Raw genomic sequence first — 20,522 nt, 5'->3', positions numbered from 1 at the left:
CTTATCGCCGGCGAAACCACTGAAAAATGTTCAGTTCGCCGCGCATTCTTTTAAGCTCTTGGCGGTGCTGTTCTGCTGTCGTATAATACCATGCACAATAACGCTGAAACTCTGACCGTGACCGAACTTCGTCGTAGAACTGGTGGGTTGTTTGGTAAGCGGCAAAAGCTTCCTCAACTTGGGGTTGAGGGGATGGCATAATATAAGGTAAGTTTTTAGACATAATGTTAATAAAGTTAGGAGTTAGGAGTTAGGAGTTAGGAGTTAGGAGTTAGGAGTTTGGAGTTTGGAGTTTGGAGTTTGGAGTTTGGAGTTTGGAGTTTGGAGTTAAAAGTTTAAAATTTAGGGAATTACTACATTTCATAATTAATAACTCATAACTCATAATTCCTAACTCCTAACTTTATTAAAGCCAACCGCGTAAGCGATAAACTAAAGAACCAATGTACTCTTTTAAAGCGGTGGTAAATCGGTGTAAGTTGTCGGTATCAGGTAATAAATTCAGTATAGCGGCTTTGGGAGTGCTGCCTAGTTCTTGCAACTCACCCTCACTCACAAGAAAGTCAGTGGTGCAGCAATGGCATTGATTCCTTGACGCTGGAAAATGTGAAGCGATCGCGGCATCTGCATAGCTTAAGTAATTAATAATACTTGGCGAATGCTACGAGACTCCAAAATTTTTCTGACATTCACTGCATTTTGATAAGTATTTAGAGATTCAGGTTCCTGAACAATCGCCTCAGATGCAATACCAATAGATGTGAGTATTGTTGCCATATCTGCCGACTCTGGTGAACCACCTCCACGCCAATCAATGCAGCCTCCGCTCAGAATGATTATAGGCGCTCTTTTCTGGCGATACAGTTGTGCAGCATAAATTACGCGTAGGCGTAGCCCGCCTTCGGCATCGCCTGCTTCACTCAAATCAACGGTAGGTCTTGGAGGAAAAGCTGATTTGGTTGCGCCCCCCAAAACCACAATCGCTTCTGCAACTGGTATTTGGGCGGGTGGAAGATTTTGCCATTCTAGCGATCGCACTAATGATTTAGCAATCCAAGCATTACTGCAAAATAGCAATAAAGTTTGGGCAAAGTACAGATAGGTCAAAGTTCGTAGATCCGCAATAAAAAGCGATGTCTACGACGGTGACTGAGCTTTGTCGTACCCTTCGGGAAGCAAGCTACGCGCAGCGTCTCGTAGAGAAGTGCGGGCTACGCGCCTACGCTCCTGCCTCTTCATAGTAAAACAAGCGATCGCTGGACTAAAATTTGTGAGTGTGATGTCTGGCGACAAGCCCGGAGTTTGAGAATCTCCGGCTTTGCGCTTTGCGTCTACGCCTTATCTGAAATTTAGTGGTGGAATAAATAATTAGATTAGCAAGCATGAGAACAAAGATATATTCTGTGTAATAAGATACTTATTGTTGAACTTTGGGTATTCTTTGTAGAGTAGTTCAACTTTGTTTTCATGCCCTGTATTCAAGTCGATGTTAAAATTCCACCTCATCTTCACAAAAAGCTAGCTATTCACGCTGCTAAGGCTGAGGCGTCTAAATCTGAGGTAATTATTAACGCTTTTGCTCATTACCGAGAGTGGACTGAGGATATGCCAAATCTTGACTGGAATCCTCCCATCGAAGTTATCAGAGGCAGAACAAGCCATCATCTCTGGCATCAAATGAGCCAAACTATTTATATTTCTACGCTGCAACGGTAATCGCCTGTTTGGGGAAGAGTTTTTACCAGAACTGATAACAGTTGTCAATAGTTTTCTCCTTTACCTAGATTCGTAGGTAAACAAACCAGGCTGTGATTGGTTTATTATTCTCAGCTTAATTTAGTTCTAATCATGATCAAAAACACTATTTTAGAGCCTCTAGTTACAGATATTCGGTGTGAAGAAATTTGTCAGATTTTGGGAGAGACTTACAACCAGGAACGCTGGAACGATTGGCGCTGGCAAATGCGGCATCGGTTGACTAAGCTGGAACATTTTCAGAGGTTATTAAGGCTTAGTGCTAGCGAAGAACAGGGACTTTTAATTGCACCAGAGAAGTTTGCTGTAGCCGTAACCCCATACTTTGCATCACTGCTTGATCCAGAAGATCCGCTTTGCCCACTACGGTTACAAGTGATACCACGGGAAGAAGAACTAGTAGTCAGTACCGCAGACATGGTAGATCCATGCGGTGAAGATAACGACACTCCAGTGCCAGGACTGGTACACCGCTACCCTGACCGGGTATTGCTGCTTGCCCTAGACACTTGCGCTGCTTATTGCCGTTATTGCACTCGCTCTCGTTTGGTGAGCCAAGGTGAGATGTACCCAGTAACACGGCGGTTGGATGCGATCGTCGCTTATCTGGAGGAACACACCGAGATCCGTGATGTACTAATTTCTGGTGGTGATCCTCTATTGATGTCTGATGAACCTTTAAACAATTTGCTTGGGCGCCTGCGTGCTATTAGGCATATTGAATTTATCCGAATTGGTTCCCGCGTGCCGAGTTTCTTACCGCAGCGAATTACACCGGAACTGGTTGCCTTGCTTCGTAAACATCGTGTGTGGCTGTCCTTGCACTTTTGTCATGTGCGGGAACTTACCCCGGAAGTGGCACAAGCTTGCGATCGCCTAGCTGATGGTGGTATTCCTCTAGGTAGTCAAACCGTGCTGTTAAAAGGTGTGAATGATTCTGAAAAAGCGCTGAAGAACTTGTTTCACGGTCTTCTCAAGCTGCGTGTGCGACCCTATTACCTTTACCAATGCGATCCAGTTGTCGGTACTGCACATCTGCGAACAAGTGTTCAAACTGGTCTTGATCTGATCTCTAAATTGCGTGGTCATACTACTGGCTACGCTGTACCAACCTATGTAATTGATGCCCCTGGCGGTGGTGGTAAAGTCCCAATTCAAGCCGAGACTCTAGTTGGTTATGAGAATGGCACAGCTACAGTGCGAAATTGGGCAGGTAAGACGTATACCTATATAGATCCAGTGGAGTAAGACTGACACTATATATATGTGAGTTGATCGCCATCATCTAAAAGAGCCAGTTGGGATGGTTATTTTGGCTTCTACCAAAAAACTAAATAATCGTAGGAGAGTAGTTGGAATGTTGATTGTGGGTAATACAAACCTAAAAGGTCGAGGTGTCTTCGCACAGAAGCGCTTTTTGAGAGGAGAGATCGTTGAGAGAGTGCCAGTTGTAGTTATACCCGCAGAACAGGTTGAATTCCTTGATCAAACAATTTTGGGTAACTATTACTACGATTGGGAAGATAAAGCTGCGGCGATCGCTCTAGGTTTATCTTCCTTGATCAACCATTCTTACCATCCCAATACTTATTATGTGAAAAAATTCGCCGACCGAGAGTTGGATCTGATTGCCTACCGAGATATAGAAGAGGGAGAAGAAATTACTGCCAACTATAATGGTTCTCCTGACAATCAATCTCCTATATGGTTTGATGTTGTTGATGAGATATCTTCACTTCATTGAGGATTTAGTAATCAAAATTCCTTAATGAAGACACCTGATTTGTATATTACAGCTAACAGCGAAAGCTTTCTCACTACGAATTATAGGACTATGGGGTTATTAATTGGTCTGTGTTATGACCTTAAGGTCGATTACCTTAAGGCTGGTTTTAGTGCTTCTGAGGTGATGGAGTTTGACGATGAAGAAACTATTATCGGACTGGAAGATGCACTATTTCAGTTAGGTCATCAGGTTAAACGTGTCGGCAATGGTAGAGAACTCGCTCTGCACCTTGCCAATGGCGATCGCTGGGATCTGGTTTTCAATATTGCTGAGGGTTTGAAGGGTCGCTCTCGTGAAGCCCAAGTCCCAGCAGTTTGTGAGTTATTCGCTCAACCCTATACATTTTCCGATCCGCTCACCTGTGCCTTAACGTTAGACAAGGCGCTTGCTAAAAGGGTGGTGCGCGATCGCGGTTTACCGACAGCCCCCTTTGAAGTTGTGAGTACTACCGCAGAAGCAACAGCCGTATCGCTGCCAATGCCAGTTTTCCTCAAGCCTGTGGCGGAGGGCAGTTCTAAAGGGGTAACTGGGCGTTCTCTTGTCAAAGAACGTGAGGAGCTAGTAAATACTTATCAATTATTACACGAACTTTTTCAGCAGTCCGTACTCGTAGAAACCTTTCTTCCCGGCCGAGAAGTAACAGTGGGCATTATTGGCAACGGCAGTAACTCACGGGTAGTAGGTGTGATGGAAGTAATTTTTACAGGAAAAGCGGAAGCTTTCGCCTATACCACCCTCAACAAGGATGAGTATCTGGAACGGATATCTTATCGTTTACTCATAGATCCCGAACCACTGGCAGCACAGGCAAGGCAGCTGGCGCTGGATGTCTACCATACTCTTGGTTGCCGAGACGCTGCCCGCGTGGATCTGCGTTGCGATGCTAGCGGTGGGTTGCAGTTTATGGAGGTTAACCCACTGCCAGGGCTACATTATATCCGCTCAGACCTGGTAATTATGGCACGTTTGGGTGGTGTGACATACACAGAAATCATTGCTGAAATAGTTGAGTCTGCATGGCAAAGGTACAAATGTTGAAGTTTTTAGGGCTGTTCAACCAGACTCAATCTCATACCGGGACTTAAACAAAAGTGAAGAACAAAAAAGGGTAGAATGATTATCTAGAATAGCTTTCACCTTGAAAAAGCCTGATGAAAGAAACCACTCCCGCCGTCATGCCTCCTTGCTTTGAAAAATGGTGTCAAAGGTTTGATGATGTGTTCACGCATAAAGCGCAAAAAAGGGAATTTAGGCATTATGTAGGGGGATTATTAGGAGAAAGCGAAAGAAAAAACCTGTTTCAAATGGCAGAGAACGCTGTAGGTGTTTACTGGTGGCTTAAGACGCAGAGGGGACTTCAGAACAGCTATATCTATTCCGATTTTTCGATTGGTTGACCCTCCATCGTGACCTGTTTGCTTCTTATAAAGCGAGTTTGGGTTACATTTGGTCTTAATTTTTGTCTAAGTCCCGTTAAGAATAATTCTCAACTCACTACCCCCTTATTGAGAATAAGTGATTTTTACAACTGCCCTTGGTACGCCCTACTGCGATCGCACTCAACCACCATAAATAAACCCCATCGCCACAAGAGAGGCTACGGGGCAATACAGTTCAGTTAAGCATTTTAGATAGTGATTTTAAACTGGTTTAAACAGCAAGCAACTATCAATCTATTAAACCCCGTTTAAATGGCACTAAGATAAGCCCAAAGCCTTGTGTTGCCTTGTTCCCAGCCTGAAGGCTGGGAATGTATTCCGAGAGGGCTGCTGCCTCTGGCCAAGAAAGAGGAGGCGGCAGCCCTCCCAGGATGGGTTCCCAGCCTTCAGGCTAGGAACCAGTCAGGGCAAGGGTTATATCTTAACTTAGTGCCATTCCGTTATCGGCTGCTGTGGATCACAGGGTTTACAGTCTGGCAATGAAAATTGCCCGTCGCCGCGATCGCACCTCTCCACAAACCAAAAAAACCCTCGCTGCTTGAGGGAACATAAGGGTTTTAGACCCTCAAAACCATAAAACCCCACAGATGTAGATGTACTCTGTAGGGCTTTATCGTACCTTGTAGGGCATTAAGAGCGATTTTAGGATACCAGTCTTTTTTTTAGCTCTACCTCTAGCTGTTCATCAGTACTGACCACTACTCGCCCTGGCTTGGCTCTCATAATACTGAGGAAATGTTGAAATGCTTCTTCATCCTGGGGGTTGGCTTTGACGTATTCCCGCAGTTCTTTTTCTGACAAATTTAAATAGTTACTCATCCGATAATCTCCTCTCCATTGCTAAGAATCTCTACCTGAATTGTTTCACCGATCAAAACTTCAATTCTGTTTGTTCTTTCATCAAATCTAACCAATTCTATATTCTGTAGTAGATTACTGGTGCGAACGCTTAAACGGAAAAGGCTTTGAGTTGCTCTATGGTCGGTTCCATTTGCTATTGTCTACGGTGTTTTTTGTCTAAGTCCCAATACCAATTCTCCATGAAGATGCACTTAATCTTAATTAAACGTAGACGCGGAGCGGCTTGCCGCAGGCTACCGCCAAGTACGCATTCACATAGCGTCTCCAAGAGTTGGACACAAAGGAACAGATGAGTTATCTAATAGCGGCAAAGGAGTAATTATTAAGTGCGAGTTTACAGAGAATCGGTATCAGAAGTCAAAAGATAAAAACGCCAAGTTAAAAGCACTGCACCCATGAGTAGCCCTAGTACTAAACCCAACCATAAACCTATAGCACCCCAGCCGAAAGTAAATGTCATCAGATAGCCACCACCCAGACCAACGCCCCAGTAAGCGAACATAGTGATTAACACTGGCACTTTAGTGTCCTTCAACCCGATTAATGCACCAGCAGCAATAGTCTGAATACTATAAAATATCTGGACTAATGCCCCCACGGCTAGGAAAGAAGTTGCCGTTTTAACTATCTCGATATTATCCAGATTACTGGTGTCCAAATACATTGCCACAATATAGTTGGGAAACAGCCAAAAAATTAGTGCCACAATGCTCACAATGGGAGTAACAAGCGCAATGCAGACAAATCCCGCTCTGCTTGCACCATTGAGATCATTTTGTCCCCTCAGCTGTCCTACTCTCATGGTGATGGCATAGGAAATACCTATAGATACCGTTTCGACAAAACTTTCTGTCTCAACGGTGATTTCATGGGCTGCTAACGTCTCTGTCCCAAACCACCCCATCAGTAAAGCAGTGGCAGTGAATACTCCAATTTCTGCTCCATACTGCAACCCCAAGAACCATCCAGTTTGGAAGATATCTATAAACATATCTTTATCGAAGTGATGCAGAGCGCTATCAAGCTGGTAGTCTTTAAAGTAGTCATCGAAGCAAATCCAACTGGCGGCGGCGATAAAATTCAGCCAAAAAATGAGTGTACTTGCCCAACCAATACCAGCTAAACCAAGGGCTGGTAAACCAAATTTGCCGAACATTAGCACGTAATTAGCAGCTGCATTCAATAATAGTCCAGCCACCGTAATTACTGTTAAGAATTGGGGGCGATTGAGGGCAGAGCTAACTTCTTTTAAGATACAAAAACCGAGCGCAGCCGGAAAACCCCAAACAATAGAACGCAAATATGTTTGAGCTAATAATACATTGCTTGCTTCTTGACCGGTAAGCAATAGGATAGAGTCAAAGTGCCAAATGACAAACATCACAGGTAAGCACATCGTCACAGCTAACCAAATTCCTTGACCGGTAGCACGGCTAACTTGGTCTATTTTTCCTGCACCAAAGGCATTTGCGACGCTTGCACCTGCTGCTGAAAGAATAGAACGACAAACGGAAGCTAGGGTAGAAAAAGTTACTGCACCTAACGCACCCGCAGCTAAAGCTTGGCTGTTAAGTAAGCCCATCATCACCCCATCCAATAAAGGAATGCCCGCTTCTAATATTTGAGTAATTACCAGAGGAACTGCCAATTGCAGACAGGCTTGGACTTCTAATATCAGTTCTGACTTAAATTCTTTTGAAGTTAACTCCATTGGGGCACAAAATTAAGGAGGGTGCGAAAAAAGTAACATTTAATATATTAAGATATGTTAACATTTGCAGATGCGATTAACTCAAGCTATTAGCGATCGCCTGACCCTCTCAATAGAAAAAAGAGCGAAAATGCCAACCAGTGAAATAATTTTCTTGAGCAGCGTTAGCATAGCTGCCTTCAACTTATCACTATGAGTTGTGAACGTTTGAATTAAAAAATTGCTTTAACTCAACACTCACAACTCATAATTTTCTAACATTATCGCACCGGTAGTTGTGGGTGTTGAACAGAATATTTTGCCACTATGCCAGAAATCTCAGGGTTGTAAAGTCTCAAATAATTCCAGTAGTTGCCAAATACTTGCCGCACATAATTTTTGGTTTCATCAAAAGGAATTTCTTCAACAAACTCATCTGGATCTTTTGTAGTTAGACTTTGCAGCCATTTGGAGACATTGCCGGGGCCAGCATTATAACTGGCGATCGCGAGCAAGGAGTTATTGTTATATTGCTGATGGGTATGATCCAAATACCATGTACCCAGCATGATGTTATCGTTGGGATTTTCTAAGTTTATGGTTTTGATATCCAACTTGATTTGTGGGGCAATCCATTGAGCGGTACTCGGCAACAGCTGCATTAAACCAGTAGCGTTAGCAACGGATTTGATTTTTGGCTCAAACCGTGACTCCTGACGGATTAAGGCAGTGACTAACAGAGGATTGAGTTTACGCTCAATAGACCATTTTTCAATCTCTCGAAGATAGGGAAATGGATAACGGGCTTGCCAGTAGGTGATTTGTTTGCTCAGAGTCTGATATTGGGCAAGTTCAGCTGGTATTTCCCGATCTTCCAATTTAGAAATTTTGTCAATTCCGATGAGATTTTCTCCCTTAGCCTGCCGCATCAACCCTTCAGTAAATTGCTCTGCTACCGTTGGCTGAATTTTGTCCTGAAATTCTGTTTGCCATTGTAACCAGGCATCGCGGTCTTGACCGAGCAGATACAATTCTTTGAAAGTTTCAGAACCAGCAGGCGGTAATGGACGCTGGGGTGCGATTACTTCTGGATTCATGACACGCACGTTGTCAAAGTTGCCAACATTTAGCCCCAGCATCGTCGCTGCTCGCCATGCATAGTAAGAGTAGGGAAACTGGCTAATCACATACTCATAAGCAGTTTTAGATTGCTGCTGTTTCCCTAGTAAAGCTGCCCATTTCCCTACCCAAAAGCCTGCTCTGGGAGCCAAAATACTATTGGGGTTGTTGGTGACAATTGGTTCTGCCCATTGCCAAGCACCGACGTAATCTTTGGTTTTGGCTTTATCTTGGGCGATTTTCCAGCGGTACTCGGCAGCTTCGTCAGAATTGCCGTATTTGGCTATGAGTAATTGCCACGCCGAGCTAGCTGACTTTTGATCCTTGAGGGCTTCGAGAGTTTTGGCTTTTTGTACCAGCGCAGTCCCAGCTTGTTTAGGAAATTTACTAATTACCTGCTCAAGATAGGGTAAGCCGTCTTTAGCTGTTTTTGCGGTTTCTGCTAACCGCAGTAGAGCATTCCCAGCTTCTTCAGTGTTTGGAAATTGCTGCACCAATTGTTTATAGGTGGCGTAGGCGTAGCCCGCCGCAGGCATCGCTTTTTCTTTATCTTTGCCCCCTACCTGTAACCCCCGTGCAGTGCGGTAGAGGTTACGGGATGTTTTGGGTGCTTTGGCATAAGCATTCGCCGCTTTTAGAAATTGACTATTTTCCCAATAGCTTGTACCAATGAGTTCCCAATCTTCGGGTTTCAGGGTAGGCTGTTTTACTAACTCATCCAAAACGCCCACTATGCCTGGTTGGTCATAGGCATATTTAGCCAAAATCAATTGTAATTTTGGCTGATTGGGATTTTCTTGCAAGCGTTTGCGGATAATTTCCCAAGTCAGAGGATTGGAAGGAAATTGAGCGATCGCTATTTCTTGTTGCTGCGGTTGGGCAATCAAATATAGTGCTTTCACCGAGGCCGCTTCTTTGGGATACAGTTTTAGCACCCTTTGCCTGAGATCCGAGGCTTTGCCGTCCTCGCCCAAGATATCCTCTGCCTGCGCCTGTTTCAGCAAAATGTAGGGCGCAAAGATGGCATAGTCTTTATCTAATCCGTCCAGTAAAACCAGCGCTTTTTTCGCTTGGGTTCTTTCAATGTAATCACTCGCTAAAAGATAACGAGCGCGATTTCGGTCTGGTGAACGGGATTGCCCGGCGATCGCTGCTAGTTTTGCCGCCCGTTCTGGCAGCGATTGTGAGATCAGTGGAAAGACCGCTGATTGGGCAATGCTACCCTCTGATGTTTGCTCTGCTCGATTCTGACTCAGTTTGAGCCATTTCCCCAGAGATTTGCCAATCTCAGGTGCTGATACCATTGCCCCAGCTAAAAAGGCAAACAGGGCTGCACCCGCAATTATCGTAATTTGCTTTTTCTGTAGTTTCTTCAGCATGAATACCCGCTGAAAAGTTCCGGTGAGTTTCTTGAAACTCTAGCACTCCTAACCATCAGTGTTACCAATTTTTAATTTTAGATTTTTAATTTTATGTAGAAAAATCCTAAATTTCAATCCTACGGTTGGCAGTACTGAGTGAGTAGCACATATTAGATATTATTACATCTATCTTTGATCTACTATAAACTGCAATATCTTCAGAACAGCTATGTATGAGTCTATTTTTCGATTGGTTAACCATTCATCGTGACCTATTTGCTGCGAATATCGCTAGTTTGGGTTACATTTGGGCTTAATTTGTGTTTAAGTCTCGTTAGCTTTTACAGGAATCTCAATCACAAACTTTGTGCCTTGCCCCGGTGTGGAGTCACACCAAAGATTACCGCCATGCTTCTGGGTCACAATTTGATAGCTCATAAACAAACCCAAGCCAGCGCCTTTGCCAACGGGCTTAGTGGTGAAAAAAGGATCAAATAGTTTAGAGCAAATCTCTTCTGGAATGCCTATTCCATTGTCAGAAATCATAATCATCACTTGGTTTGTATCGATTTGACAAGTCTGAATCCAGATGGTATTGAGATTGGCTAAAATATCTTGGAACGAACGCCCCTGATTAGATTCTTCTAATGCATCAACAGCATTGCTCAAAAGATTCATAAACACTTGATTAAGGGAGCCAGCATCACATTCAATCAGTGGTAACTGACCATACTCTTTAATAACCAGGATCTGGGGGCGATCGACTGTCGATTGCAATCGATGTTGCAAAATCACCAAGGTACTATCAATCCCTTGATGAATGTCTACCGCTTTCAATCCTTCTTCATCCAAGCGCGAGAAGTTCCGCAGCGATAACACAATAGTAGAGATGCGCTCGGTACCGATTTTCATGGACTGAAGAATCTTGGTAACATCTTCCCGTAAAAAGTCTAGTTCAAGTTTATCCAATTCTGCGTGCAGGGCAAGAGGTGGATTTGGATAGTGCTGTTGGTAAGCTTGCAATGCTTCCAGCAGACCTTGGATATACTCAGAAAGATAAATTAAGTTGCCATCAATGAAATTAACCGGGTTATTGATTTCATGGGCAACCCCTGCCACCATCTGTCCCAATGCAGACATTTTTTCACTGTGAAGCATCTGTAATTGAGTCTGTTTAAGCGTTTGTAGGGTTTGCTTCAGAGTCGTATTCTTTTCATTCAATTCTTCAGTTCTCTGCTGAACTCGAACTTCCAGAGTTTCATTGGTTCTGGCTAATTCGGCAAAAGCTAAACGCAGCTTGCTTTCTGCTTGTGTTCGTTCTGCGATCGTCGCTGTCAGCACAAGAATGGTGAGTGTAATCACGCCAATAAACGATTGCAGTTGGATCAAAGATTGGTCGAGATCCTTAGTCACAAAACCACCTTTGCCATTAACGGTTCCGATCACAGCGATCGCAGCGACAATAAAAGTTAACACTGTTGCACCCGGTTGCCCCAGTCGAAAGGCAGACCAGATCAATATCGGAATCAACATATACTCCAGGTGATATCCCTGACCAAAAGCAACTTTGCCGATGAAAATGACCAACCCCATCAGGATAACTGGCTCTACTACGATTAAGCAGAATCTTAAAGGGCGTGAATTTGCTCTTGAGTGTCGAAGATGAGAGAGATTTTCAGAATCCTCTGACGTTGAACTGAGGGATAACCATTGCCAGATTGAATGTCGGTTTTTTTGAATGAATTGCCCCCAACTAAGCAGAATCGGGGTGACGATAAAAATTCCTGAAACATTAGAAATCCACCAGGTTAACCAAACAGTCCCATACGCTGTCCAGGGAACTTTACCACTCAACGCCAAGCAAGCCACTCCAACAGTTGCATTGATGATCGGCCCCACCATGCCGGTTAAAATCAAAAATTTGAATACGTTGGTGACACGTTCTAAAGGATAGTGAAGGTTGGTAGTTTTCCGCAGCAGGAAGGCACCCAACATAGTCCCCAGAGTTGTTCCGATCGCAATTCCCAGCACTGGCAGCGTTGAAATCGCCAAGGATAAGAAACTTGTTGGATCTCGGAACGCCCAAAAGTTGGCAAGAAATGAACCCAGCAAAACACCGTACCCGATCCAGTTACCAAACAACAGAACAGCCCCAGCAGCAATTCCATCCGGGGGCCAAACTGGAGTCACATTGTTCGGTGTGGAGGCCAGATGACGTGAAATTTCAGCCATTTCATAGTAGGTGCTCGCCAAAACAACGCTGCCTCCGATTTGCCTTAGCCCATGAGGGAATATAGGGGATTTTTGTTGAATCATCTGTTTAGTGGCTGCTTGATATCAACGTTAGACCTCTTGCATAAATTTAAATTGTCATGTTGAGCAAAGCGAAACATCTGGTGAGATTCTTCTCTCGACTGAGTTCTGCTCAGAATAACATTCCTAATTTTTTGACTTTTGCAAGAGGTCTGTTGCTTTCTAAACATAGAATGCCCTTTTCCCTTAAGGTCGGAACATAAAGCAGCTATGAAAGTAGAAGACAAAAAGCATCAAAACAAAACAAGCAGTTCGTCAAGCTGGTATTCAAAAAAAGGTGGGTTGTTATCCGTTTCGCCACAGTTTCGCTACCTATTTACTGCAAAATGCCTATGACATCCGCACTGTACATAAATTACTCGGACACAAAGATATGAAAACTACAATGATTTATACCCACGTTCTTAACCGTGGTGGAAAAGCTGTCCGAAGTCCCCTAGATTAGAGATAATATTGTCCAAAGCAGTAATTCTCTATCATCTATGACTCAAGCCATACCCAAGCTAGTAACCTTTGAGGAATTCGTCGATTGGCTACCCGAAAACTCAGGGGTACGCTACGAACTGCATAACGGAGACATTGTTGAAATGGCGCAACCAGTAGGGGAACACGAGGAAGTTAAAGGATTTCTAGGTATCGAAATTCCTGTTGAAATTAAACGTCTAGGATTGCCCTACTTCATGCCCAACCAAGTTATAGTTAGACCTGCTGAAAAAGATTCTGGTTACTTTCCAGATGTGTTGGTGCTAAACCGTGCAAATCTGGCAAACGAAAAATTATGGAAAAAAGCATCTACCGTTAGTTTGGGTGCATCGATACCTTTGGCGATTGAGGTTGTATCAACCAACTGGCGAGACGATTATTACTTGAAGTATGCTGACTATGAAGAGATGGGTATCCCAGAATACTGGATTGTCGATTATGCTGCTTTGGGTGGACGTAATTTTATCGGCAACCCGAAACAACCGACAATCTCTGTTTGTAACTTAGTTGATGGGGAATATCAGATAAGTAAGTTTCGAGATAGCGATCGCATTGTTTCCCAAACTTTTCCCGAATTGAATCTCACCCCAAATCAGATTTTTCAAGCTGGTGTAGTGTAGCGTTTATCGTTTTGCTAATTCTGGAGTCCGCCCCTTCAAGCCAATCATCAACTTCAGCATAAACACTTTTAATACAGGTACTCGCTGCAAAAACCATAAACCGAGGCGACGAACCACTACCACAGGTAAGAAGTTATTAGAAAACATCCGATCTAACAAATCGGTGAAACCTAAAATTGTCAGGTTTTCTAGCTTGCGCCAACGTTCATAACCTTTAAGAATTTGAATGTCGCCAATATCTTTACCCGCTTGGTGCGCTGCTTGGATTACTTGCGCCAAAGCTGCTGCATCCCGAATACCCAGATTTAAACCTTGTCCACCGACGGGATGGCAATTGTGCGCCGCATCACCAATTAATGCTAGTCGGGGGAGAACATAGCGATCGCTTTGCATGAGTTGTACCTGAAATACAAAGCGATCGCCAAGTAATTCTAATTTCCCCATCTGATTACCGTAGCGGCGGGTTAGTTCTGCCAAAAATTGCTGATCATCTAAAGCACATAAAGTTTTTGCTTCTTCGTGGGGGGCTGTCCACACAATCCGGCAACGGTTCCCCGGTAAAGGTAAAATCGCAAAGGGCCCGCTAGACCAAAATCTTTCGTAAGCGGTGTTATTGTGCGGTTTTTCTGGTTTGACAAATGCAACTATGCAAGACTGCCAATATTTCCAGCCAGAGGTTTTGATCCCAGCGGCTTGACGAATTGGCGATCGCGCCCCATCTGCTGCTATAAGTAATTTGCTGCGAACTGTCTGTAACTGATCGGCAACTTTAATATCTATGGCTACTATATCCTTCTGGTACTGCGTATTTACCACTTCAGCCGGACACAGATAAGTTACATTTGGACAATTTTGGACAAACTCCTGCAATGGTTGCAACAGCGCTTGGTGTTCCGCCACATAACCCAACTCTGTTGTACCTATATCATCTGTGGCAAATTCCACCACATTGGGATAATCGGCATCAGAAAGACGAACTCGGCAATATTTGGCGATTTGAGGCAACATTTTGTCCCAAACTCCAATTCCTTGATAAATTAGCGCCGAAAGCATGTGAACTGCATAGGCTTGTCCCTTAGCTACAGCCGCTGATGCCACTTTCGCCTCAATCAGCAAGACACTCAAGCCAGAATCTTTTAAAGCAGAGGCTAGAGTTAACCCAATAATCCCACCGCCGACAATTACCAAATCATATTCATATCCCCGCAAGTCTTGCGGTGTTGGTTGAGGGGAAATTTGCTCAAGCTGCGTTAGGGTCATTGTTAAGTTAGGTTACAGCGTCTTAACTCTTATTTTGACGCGATCGCGCTCTCATCAGCAAGTTAATAAGAAGCAAACATTGAAAAACCCCGCTGATGACTGAGGACAACAGCGAGGTTACACATCTTTACTTATTTTGCAGACAAATAAAGTATAAATTTGTTGCACACCTACTACCAACTATTACTATAGGACTCATATTTGATTTTTGAAAAAACTCAGTACAACTCAAAGAGGCTTCTTCCCTACTCCCCACTCCCTACTCCCTACTCCCAGCCTACGCAAATAATTTCAGAAATCAAATCGGATTGCTATAGTAAGAGTAACTTGTTATTAAATGTCCTGTGTTTGACAGCAGGAAATTAGTTATTATGTTTACGAACGTGATGTACGTAACCAGCTTTATGTATTCTTTTGTGATGATATTTATGATGCGTAACAGCAGCTGAAGCCGGTGAAGCTTGAAAAATTGGTGCAGCAATGGCTACAGGGGTAGCAAGTACTAGAGCTAGAACTAAACCTTTAGCAAACTTGTTCATGTGATTTCCTTGATTCTATTTGTTCAGTGAATCTATAAATATAAATATGACGAAGACATATGTAGATATCTTGTTATTTATATGAAGTTTTTGTGGATATTTTTGCCGAAATTATAATCTATATACACCGCAAGATTTATTATTCTACAGAGAAAAATTTACGGAGGTTTTTTGGCAATTAGCCAGAATTAATTCTTGGACTAAGTAAGCGTAATTCTATTGTTTTAAAGAAATTTACCAACTTCAAAAAAAACCTGCTGTGATCCACAGCAGGTCTAAACGGCATAGTATGTAGTTAGAGAGTAGTAGAAAATAAACTTGTTATATAACTACTACAAAATCTGAAAGTTAACAGCAACTATAAAAGTCATATATGAGCAGTAAGGCACTCATGAATAACCGTCTATAGTCTACATTCGCTCCAGCTTAACAATTATTAAGCAGATATCAAGGAAACGTCTGGCGGCTTTGCAAAAGATGAGTGGAGAAACAGCTATCTACTTTCATCAATAATTAGTTATTTGGGGTGGTTGGTGTAGCTGCGGGTGGCGTAGTTACACCTGTTGGAGTAACGTCTTTTTTAACTGCGGATTGTTTAACTACAGATTTACTTCTAACAGCTTTGCTGGAGTGGTGGTGTTTATGTTTATGATGCTTCCGTTTTGCAGTCTTGGATTTGGCAACTTTAGCAGTTGCGTAAGTTGCAGTCGGGGTAGAAGTAGTTTTGGCTTGAACAGTAGATGCAGAAACGGCTACAGGGGTAGCAAACATCAGAGCCAAAAGTAAGGCTTTAGCAAACTTATTCATTTGAAACTCCTCATCAAATAAGCAATTGCCTAACTATCTATTAGCCGTATGTCATTAGTTTGTAATTTGTGTGAATCTTAGGTGTGATTTTTTAATTATCTCTATTCAAAGATAGATGACTTTAAGTGAATACCTTGGTATATGATACTCATTGCCACCAATTCTTCTGTAATTTCCAAATTAGATGTAATATTTTGCACAACACCTAAGTATTCTCCGGTGTCGATTAACTTGAGGAGCGATGTCTACGATGGTCACTGAGCTTCTGGCCTTGAGCGTTCGCGCAGCGTCTCGTAGAGAAGCCGAAAGGTGTCGAAGTGCGGGCTACGCCTACGCGCCTGAGTAGCTTCATAGGGCTAGAATGCCTGTGTTAATTTTGATTAAGAAATACTGAGAGCCATCAATTCTTCTGCTATGTCAAAGTTAGCTGTGACATTTTGCACATCATCCAAGCCTTCTAGAGTATCAATTAACTTGAAAAGCGATCGCGCCTGATCGGGATCAGTAACTTCTACACTATTACTAGGAATCCAGCGCAATTCGGCATCAGTCACCTTAAAGCCTTGATCTTTGAGTGTCTGGCTAAGGGTTTCTAAATTGCCAATGTCAGTAAATACCTCAGCCATCTCATCTTCAGTCATCTCATAAGACTCAGCACCGCCTTCAAGGGATGCTTCTAAAAGCTGTTCTTCGTCAACTACACCCTGCATTACACAAACGCCTTTTTGATCAAACATCCAGCTAACACAACCTGTTTCACCAAGATTGCCACCATTTTTACTCAAAGCTACACGCAAATCAGCAGCAGTGCGATTGCGATTATCTGTGAGGGCTTCGATTAAAATCGCTACACCACCAGGGCCGTAACCTTCGTAGCGAATCGCTTCAAAGGTAGCATTATCCCCGCCAAAAGTGCCTGCACCTTTAGCGATCGCTCGTTCAATATTATCATTGGGGATACTCGCTGCCTTTGCCTTGTCAATTGCTGTGCGAAGTTGAAAATTCAGCGCCGGATCTGGTACGCCGTTTCTAGCAGCAACGATAATCGCCCTGGATAACTGAGTGAAGGTTTTCCCCTTTTTTGCATCTACTACCGCTTTTTGGCGCTTAATATTTGCCCATTTACTGTGTCCTGCCATAATCTGAAATTATCAAAACTCTATTCCAGATTAGGATATATTTGCTGGCAAAAACCATAACTTCAGATAATTGTGCAAGGCTAGATCAGAGTGGCAAAGTTGTTGTGAGAGAACTAAGAGAATTGACCAATCATTTTAATCAACATTATGATGCACGATTTTTTTCTCTTCCTCGCCATGCCAAGCGAAAAAGAAAGAAAGTGTCACACTACTTTCGGAGCTTGCTGCTTGGATTATTGGTGGGCATACTAGCTTTAGTTGGATGTCAAAGTATCCTACCTGGTGTTAGAGAAGATAAAGTAATTCATTTAACCCTGTGGCAAGGTGTAAATCCGCCACCAAATCGGGATGTGCTGCAAAAGCTGGTAGACAAATTCAATCAATCCCATCCAGGTATTCAAGTAGAGTCGCTTTATATTGGGCAACAAGATCAGCAAACACCTAAGATTTTAGCGGCGGTGGTAGGAAATGCACCCCCAGATTTGTTATGGTATAACCCGACGATCGCAGGTCAATTGGTAGAACTCAACGCGCTTTTACCTTTGGATGACATGCTCGAAAAATCTCCCATAAAAGCCGAAATTGACCCCGCTTTGTATGCATCAATGAAATACAACGGTAAGATTTGGTCTGTGCCCTTTGCTACAAATAATGTTGGCATTTTTTACCGTCCGAGTTTGTTTAAGGCGGCGGGAATTACTGAATTACCCCGCACTTGGCAGGAGTTTGGCCAAGTTGCGAGGAAATTAACTCGTGATACCAATGGCGATGGACGAACAGATCAATATGGGATGTTTCTGCCTTTGGGGAAGGGAGAATTTACAGTGTTTGCCTGGTTGCCGTTTATGTGGAGTGGTGGCGGCGAGTTGGTGAATGATGGTTCACAGAATGCGGCAGCAGTAGATTTGCAAGATAATCAAGGTGCGATCGCCGCTTTGCAATTCTGGCGCGATTTAATTACGGACGGTTCCGCTATTTTATCTAGCCCAGAACGGGGTTATGAGACAGATGACTTGCTGGCTGGTAAAGTCGCAATGCAATTAAATGGCCCTTGGAATCTGGGGCAATTTCAAGAGACTGGTGTCGATTTTGATGTTTTTCCAATTCCTGTTGGGCAAAAACCTGCTACTGTTATTGGTGGTGAGAATCTCTTCTTTTTCAAAACCACACCGGAACGCGAAAGAGCAACCTTTAAGTTTGTCGAATATGCTTTGAGTGAAGAATTTCAGACAGAATTAGCATTAGGAACTGGCTATTTACCGGTGAATTTGAAGTCTCGTGAAAGTCCAAAATATCAGGATTTTGTGAAAAAAATACCACAGGTGAAGGTATTTTTAGATCAAGCTAAATATGGGCGATCGCGTCCGATATTTCCTGGTTACAATCGGATTTCTGACAGTGTAGGTCGGGCGATTGAATCTGTATTGTTGGGTAAAAGTTCGCCAGCAGAATCACTCAAAGCAACCCAGCAACGCCTTGATTTGATTTTCAAGTGATCCGATTACCCGAAATCCCTGGAAAACCTCACCCTGTCAAGAAAGAACATCCCTCTCCTTACTAAGGCTACAGTGTCGTATCACCCCCCTTAATCCCCCCTTATAAAGGGGGGAAATGAGATTTCCGGTTCCCTCCCCTTTACAAGGGGAGGGTTAGGGTGGGGTAAAACCTGTCTTCTTCAGCTATTTTCAGACTTATGTGTACACCCTAGCCTTAGTAAGGAGAGGGACAGGTTTTGCGTAGCATAACCAGGGTGAGGTTTTTTGTTTAAATCACAAATGGTTCAAGTTCGCGGTTATACCACTCATCTTCAATACGTTCAGTAACCAGCGGTCTAATGATAAACTTGGGCGGGCTACCATCCAAAACATCAATCCGCACACATGAGTAAGGCAGGCGATTCTGGAGATTGTAATCATGACGACCCACAAAAAGCATTGAATCGGCAACTTTTCGAGTGGGTTTACCTGCAATTTCCGTAAAAGTCTCCATCAATTCAGTCCCCCTTCGCCGTTGATATCGGGGACGATGACCACTACCACCAGAGATAATGCAGTTAATGTGGGAGTCCGCAAATCCGGTATCAGTTGTGCGAAGATGCTCCAAACAGTGAGCGTGACCATTTAAAATTAAATCGACTATGGGACGTTCTTTAGTTAGAGAACCAAGAGTTTGTGCCACTTGTTCAAACACCCAGCGCAATCGGTGGCGAACCGCCAAGGTTTGCGCCTGATCCCACTTAGTAGCTTCTGTGACGTAGGGAGGATGGTGGAAAAATATTACACGTCCGCGCACTTCGGAGGTGTTCCAAGATTCGATTAGTCTGCTTCGCAACCATTCAAGTTGTTCAAAGTCGATCGCAGGCATTTTCTCAGATGCCAATTGTTTTTCAATATCGATTTTGATCTCGTCTATTTGGTCTAGTTTGGCGCTAAGTTCATCGAGTTGTTCCGCTTCGGTGGGTTTATCTGGGTTGAGGCGATCGCATATTCCCAAAATCTGCAATTCTTCTTGATCTATTTCTTGGCGACGCTTTTGCAATTGGCGGCGGTAAATTTCCCCCTCTTGAGTTGCAGGTAAAGGTGATGGTGTATTAAAAGTATTAGAATCCAGTGCGAAAAAGTCAATCCCGCCGTAACGAAAGGTATAATAGCGATTAGGTAAGCGCGTAAAATTCCCAGGTTCGTAACGCAAACAGCGCCCTGTGTCAGTCTTAGCAGTGTAGTGCCGATCTAAATGACGTTCCAACTCTTGTGGGGAAGCGATCGCCTGGGTATAGTCCATAAATGCCCGTGCATAGGCGTTACCTTGATATGATCCATGCCAGCCAATCTCGATATCTTTGTAGCGGAACAGGCGACGTAATGAAGATGTTGTTCCAGTAAATAAACGGTACATCAACGGCACATCGTAGTAATCATGATTACCAGGTACTGGCAAGAATGGCAGATTAAACACCATGCGGTCGTAGGGAATGCCTTTCGGGTTGTCGCCACCGACAAGAAATTCTCGGTAAGGCTCAATAAAGTTTGTTGAATAATACTCTTGGGAACCCACCACATAGATTACATCGCCTGTGTGCAACACAAAACTGCAATCATCGTGGTGAGTCAGCATCAGTTCGGCAACTTTTCGTTGGGGATGGTGTCGAGAATGGGATTTAGTGCCGGAATCACCGATAACCATAAAGGAAAATTCTGGACTATCCTGCCTGCGATCGTCAATAACCATGCTGGTTTGGTCAATTCCCCGTTGCACAAAACTTGGATGCATCCACCGCACCCGTTCCTTCATCTTTTGAATTTTTACAGGAATCGGTGGATCGGAAATCAATTTCATGGCTGATAACTCTT

Annotated in this window: 19 protein-coding genes and 2 pseudogenes; 9 read left to right on the top strand and 12 right to left on the bottom strand. The window is 43.5% G+C overall.

What is annotated here, in order from left to right; translation table 11 throughout:
* Position 1: 1 nt before the first annotated feature.
* Both V7K30_RS02255 and V7K30_RS02250 read right to left on the bottom strand, forming a co-directional pair.
* On the bottom strand, positions 2–223 hold the full coding sequence (locus V7K30_RS02255) for a hypothetical protein (RefSeq protein WP_334996694.1): 222 nt from the start codon (positions 221–223) through the stop codon (positions 2–4).
* Positions 224–406: 183 nt separating this feature from the next.
* Positions 407–1,125, bottom strand: a pseudogene (locus tag V7K30_RS02250) (YdcF family protein).
* Between the two features lie 31 nt (positions 1,126–1,156).
* On the opposite strand from V7K30_RS02250, the gene V7K30_RS02245 reads away from it, so the two are divergent.
* From V7K30_RS02245 to V7K30_RS02220, 6 genes and pseudogenes are all read left to right on the top strand, one after another.
* Positions 1,157–1,306, top strand: a complete 150-nt coding sequence (locus V7K30_RS02245) for a hypothetical protein (protein ID WP_334996692.1) — start codon at positions 1,157–1,159, stop codon at positions 1,304–1,306.
* 161 nt (positions 1,307–1,467) lie between these two features.
* Positions 1,468–1,716 (top strand): hypothetical protein, encoded by a 249-nt coding sequence (locus V7K30_RS02240; RefSeq protein ID WP_334996690.1) that lies wholly within the window; start codon positions 1,468–1,470, stop codon positions 1,714–1,716.
* A gap of 132 nt (positions 1,717–1,848) precedes the next feature.
* A complete protein-coding gene (locus V7K30_RS02235; protein ID WP_334996688.1) occupies positions 1,849–3,003 on the top strand; it encodes a KamA family radical SAM protein in 1,155 nt (384 codons plus the stop codon).
* 109 nt (positions 3,004–3,112) lie between these two features.
* Positions 3,113–3,499, top strand: coding sequence for an SET domain-containing protein (locus tag V7K30_RS02230; protein ID WP_334996686.1), 387 nt, complete (start codon positions 3,113–3,115; stop codon positions 3,497–3,499).
* A 24-nt stretch (positions 3,500–3,523) separates the two neighbouring features.
* Positions 3,524–4,579, top strand: coding sequence for a D-alanine--D-alanine ligase family protein (locus V7K30_RS02225; protein ID WP_334996684.1), 1,056 nt, complete (start codon positions 3,524–3,526; stop codon positions 4,577–4,579).
* Positions 4,580–4,692: 113 nt separating this feature from the next.
* A pseudogene (locus V7K30_RS02220) lies at positions 4,693–4,878 on the top strand (IS701 family transposase); the annotation flags it as partial.
* Between the two features lie 744 nt (positions 4,879–5,622).
* Here the strand turns inward: V7K30_RS02220 and V7K30_RS02215 are convergent.
* From V7K30_RS02215 to V7K30_RS02200, 5 genes are all read right to left on the bottom strand, one after another.
* Positions 5,623–5,799: a DUF6887 family protein gene (locus V7K30_RS02215; protein WP_334996682.1), complete on the bottom strand. Its 177-nt coding sequence runs from the start codon at positions 5,797–5,799 to the stop codon at positions 5,623–5,625.
* Positions 5,796–5,894, bottom strand: a complete 99-nt coding sequence (locus V7K30_RS34155; protein WP_442941037.1) for a DUF6888 family protein — start codon at positions 5,892–5,894, stop codon at positions 5,796–5,798. Before V7K30_RS34155 ends, V7K30_RS02215 begins: the two co-directional genes overlap by 4 nt.
* 281 nt (positions 5,895–6,175) lie before the next feature.
* A complete protein-coding gene (locus tag V7K30_RS02210; protein ID WP_334996680.1) occupies positions 6,176–7,552 on the bottom strand; it encodes an MATE family efflux transporter in 1,377 nt (458 codons plus the stop codon).
* A 260-nt stretch (positions 7,553–7,812) separates the two neighbouring features.
* A complete protein-coding gene (locus tag V7K30_RS02205; RefSeq protein ID WP_334996678.1) occupies positions 7,813–10,029 on the bottom strand; it encodes a lytic transglycosylase domain-containing protein in 2,217 nt (738 codons plus the stop codon).
* A 306-nt stretch (positions 10,030–10,335) separates the two neighbouring features.
* Positions 10,336–12,264, bottom strand: coding sequence for an MASE1 domain-containing protein (locus V7K30_RS02200; RefSeq protein WP_334996676.1), 1,929 nt, complete (start codon positions 12,262–12,264; stop codon positions 10,336–10,338).
* A gap of 292 nt (positions 12,265–12,556) precedes the next feature.
* Here V7K30_RS02200 and V7K30_RS02195 point away from each other — a divergent pair, with 292 nt between their 5' ends.
* Together V7K30_RS02195 and V7K30_RS02190 are read left to right on the top strand one after the other, a co-directional pair.
* Positions 12,557–12,769 carry a tyrosine-type recombinase/integrase gene (locus V7K30_RS02195; RefSeq protein ID WP_442941041.1) on the top strand — a complete coding sequence of 71 codons (213 nt, stop codon included), beginning with the start codon at positions 12,557–12,559 and terminating at the stop codon, positions 12,767–12,769.
* 37 nt (positions 12,770–12,806) lie between these two features.
* Entirely contained in the window at positions 12,807–13,427 is a 621-nt protein-coding gene (locus tag V7K30_RS02190) for a Uma2 family endonuclease (RefSeq protein ID WP_334996674.1), read from the top strand.
* Positions 13,428–13,430: 3 nt separating this feature from the next.
* Here the strand turns inward: V7K30_RS02190 and V7K30_RS02185 are convergent, their stop codons facing one another.
* The 4 genes from V7K30_RS02185 to V7K30_RS02170 form a co-directional block, all read right to left on the bottom strand.
* Positions 13,431–14,687: an FAD-dependent hydroxylase gene (locus V7K30_RS02185; RefSeq protein ID WP_334996672.1), complete on the bottom strand. Its 1,257-nt coding sequence runs from the start codon at positions 14,685–14,687 to the stop codon at positions 13,431–13,433.
* Between the two features lie 362 nt (positions 14,688–15,049).
* The gene (locus tag V7K30_RS02180; protein ID WP_334996670.1) at positions 15,050–15,226 is read right to left on the bottom strand and encodes a hypothetical protein; all 177 of its coding nucleotides are present in this window, start codon (positions 15,224–15,226) and stop codon (positions 15,050–15,052) included.
* Positions 15,227–15,739: 513 nt separating this feature from the next.
* Complete coding sequence (locus tag V7K30_RS02175) at positions 15,740–16,033, bottom strand: hypothetical protein (RefSeq protein WP_334996668.1); 294 nt, start codon at positions 16,031–16,033, stop codon at positions 15,740–15,742.
* 380 nt (positions 16,034–16,413) lie between these two features.
* A complete protein-coding gene (locus V7K30_RS02170) occupies positions 16,414–17,172 on the bottom strand; it encodes a YebC/PmpR family DNA-binding transcriptional regulator (RefSeq protein WP_334996666.1) in 759 nt (252 codons plus the stop codon).
* 200 nt (positions 17,173–17,372) lie between these two features.
* Here V7K30_RS02170 and V7K30_RS02165 point away from each other — a divergent pair, with 200 nt between their 5' ends.
* On the top strand, positions 17,373–18,668 hold the full coding sequence (locus V7K30_RS02165) for an ABC transporter substrate-binding protein (protein WP_334996664.1): 1,296 nt from the start codon (positions 17,373–17,375) through the stop codon (positions 18,666–18,668).
* A gap of 268 nt (positions 18,669–18,936) precedes the next feature.
* On the opposite strand, the gene V7K30_RS02160 is transcribed toward V7K30_RS02165, so the two are convergent.
* On the bottom strand, positions 18,937–20,508 hold the full coding sequence (locus V7K30_RS02160) for a metallophosphoesterase family protein (protein ID WP_334996662.1): 1,572 nt from the start codon (positions 20,506–20,508) through the stop codon (positions 18,937–18,939).
* Positions 20,509–20,522 lie beyond the last annotated feature (14 nt).

This window comes from Nostoc sp., from assembly GCF_036917655.1.
In the GTDB taxonomy this organism is placed as follows: domain Bacteria; phylum Cyanobacteriota; class Cyanobacteriia; order Cyanobacteriales; family Nostocaceae; genus Nostoc.
The sequence above is the reverse complement of the archived record's forward strand: the minus strand, read 5'-3'. Positions and strand labels throughout refer to the sequence as shown.

Coding starts and splice junctions, on each gene's coding strand:
- V7K30_RS02170 (WP_334996666.1), bottom strand. CDS start 17,172: ATGGCAGGACACAGTAAATGGGCAAATATTAAGCGCCAAAAAGCGGTA.
- V7K30_RS02210 (WP_334996680.1), bottom strand. CDS start 7,552: ATGGAGTTAACTTCAAAAGAATTTAAGTCAGAACTGATATTAGAAGTC.
- V7K30_RS02240 (WP_334996690.1), top strand. CDS start 1,468: ATGCCCTGTATTCAAGTCGATGTTAAAATTCCACCTCATCTTCACAAA.
- V7K30_RS02180 (WP_334996670.1), bottom strand. CDS start 15,226: ATGAACAAGTTTGCTAAAGGTTTAGTTCTAGCTCTAGTACTTGCTACC.
- V7K30_RS02235 (WP_334996688.1), top strand. CDS start 1,849: ATGATCAAAAACACTATTTTAGAGCCTCTAGTTACAGATATTCGGTGT.
- V7K30_RS02205 (WP_334996678.1), bottom strand. CDS start 10,029: ATGCTGAAGAAACTACAGAAAAAGCAAATTACGATAATTGCGGGTGCA.
- V7K30_RS02230 (WP_334996686.1), top strand. CDS start 3,113: ATGTTGATTGTGGGTAATACAAACCTAAAAGGTCGAGGTGTCTTCGCA.
- V7K30_RS02185 (WP_334996672.1), bottom strand. CDS start 14,687: ATGACCCTAACGCAGCTTGAGCAAATTTCCCCTCAACCAACACCGCAA.
- V7K30_RS02225 (WP_334996684.1), top strand. CDS start 3,524: ATGAAGACACCTGATTTGTATATTACAGCTAACAGCGAAAGCTTTCTC.
- V7K30_RS02215 (WP_334996682.1), bottom strand. CDS start 5,799: ATGAGTAACTATTTAAATTTGTCAGAAAAAGAACTGCGGGAATACGTC.
- V7K30_RS02160 (WP_334996662.1), bottom strand. CDS start 20,508: ATGAAATTGATTTCCGATCCACCGATTCCTGTAAAAATTCAAAAGATG.
- V7K30_RS02190 (WP_334996674.1), top strand. CDS start 12,807: ATGACTCAAGCCATACCCAAGCTAGTAACCTTTGAGGAATTCGTCGAT.
- V7K30_RS02255 (WP_334996694.1), bottom strand. CDS start 223: ATGTCTAAAAACTTACCTTATATTATGCCATCCCCTCAACCCCAAGTT.
- V7K30_RS02175 (WP_334996668.1), bottom strand. CDS start 16,033: ATGAATAAGTTTGCTAAAGCCTTACTTTTGGCTCTGATGTTTGCTACC.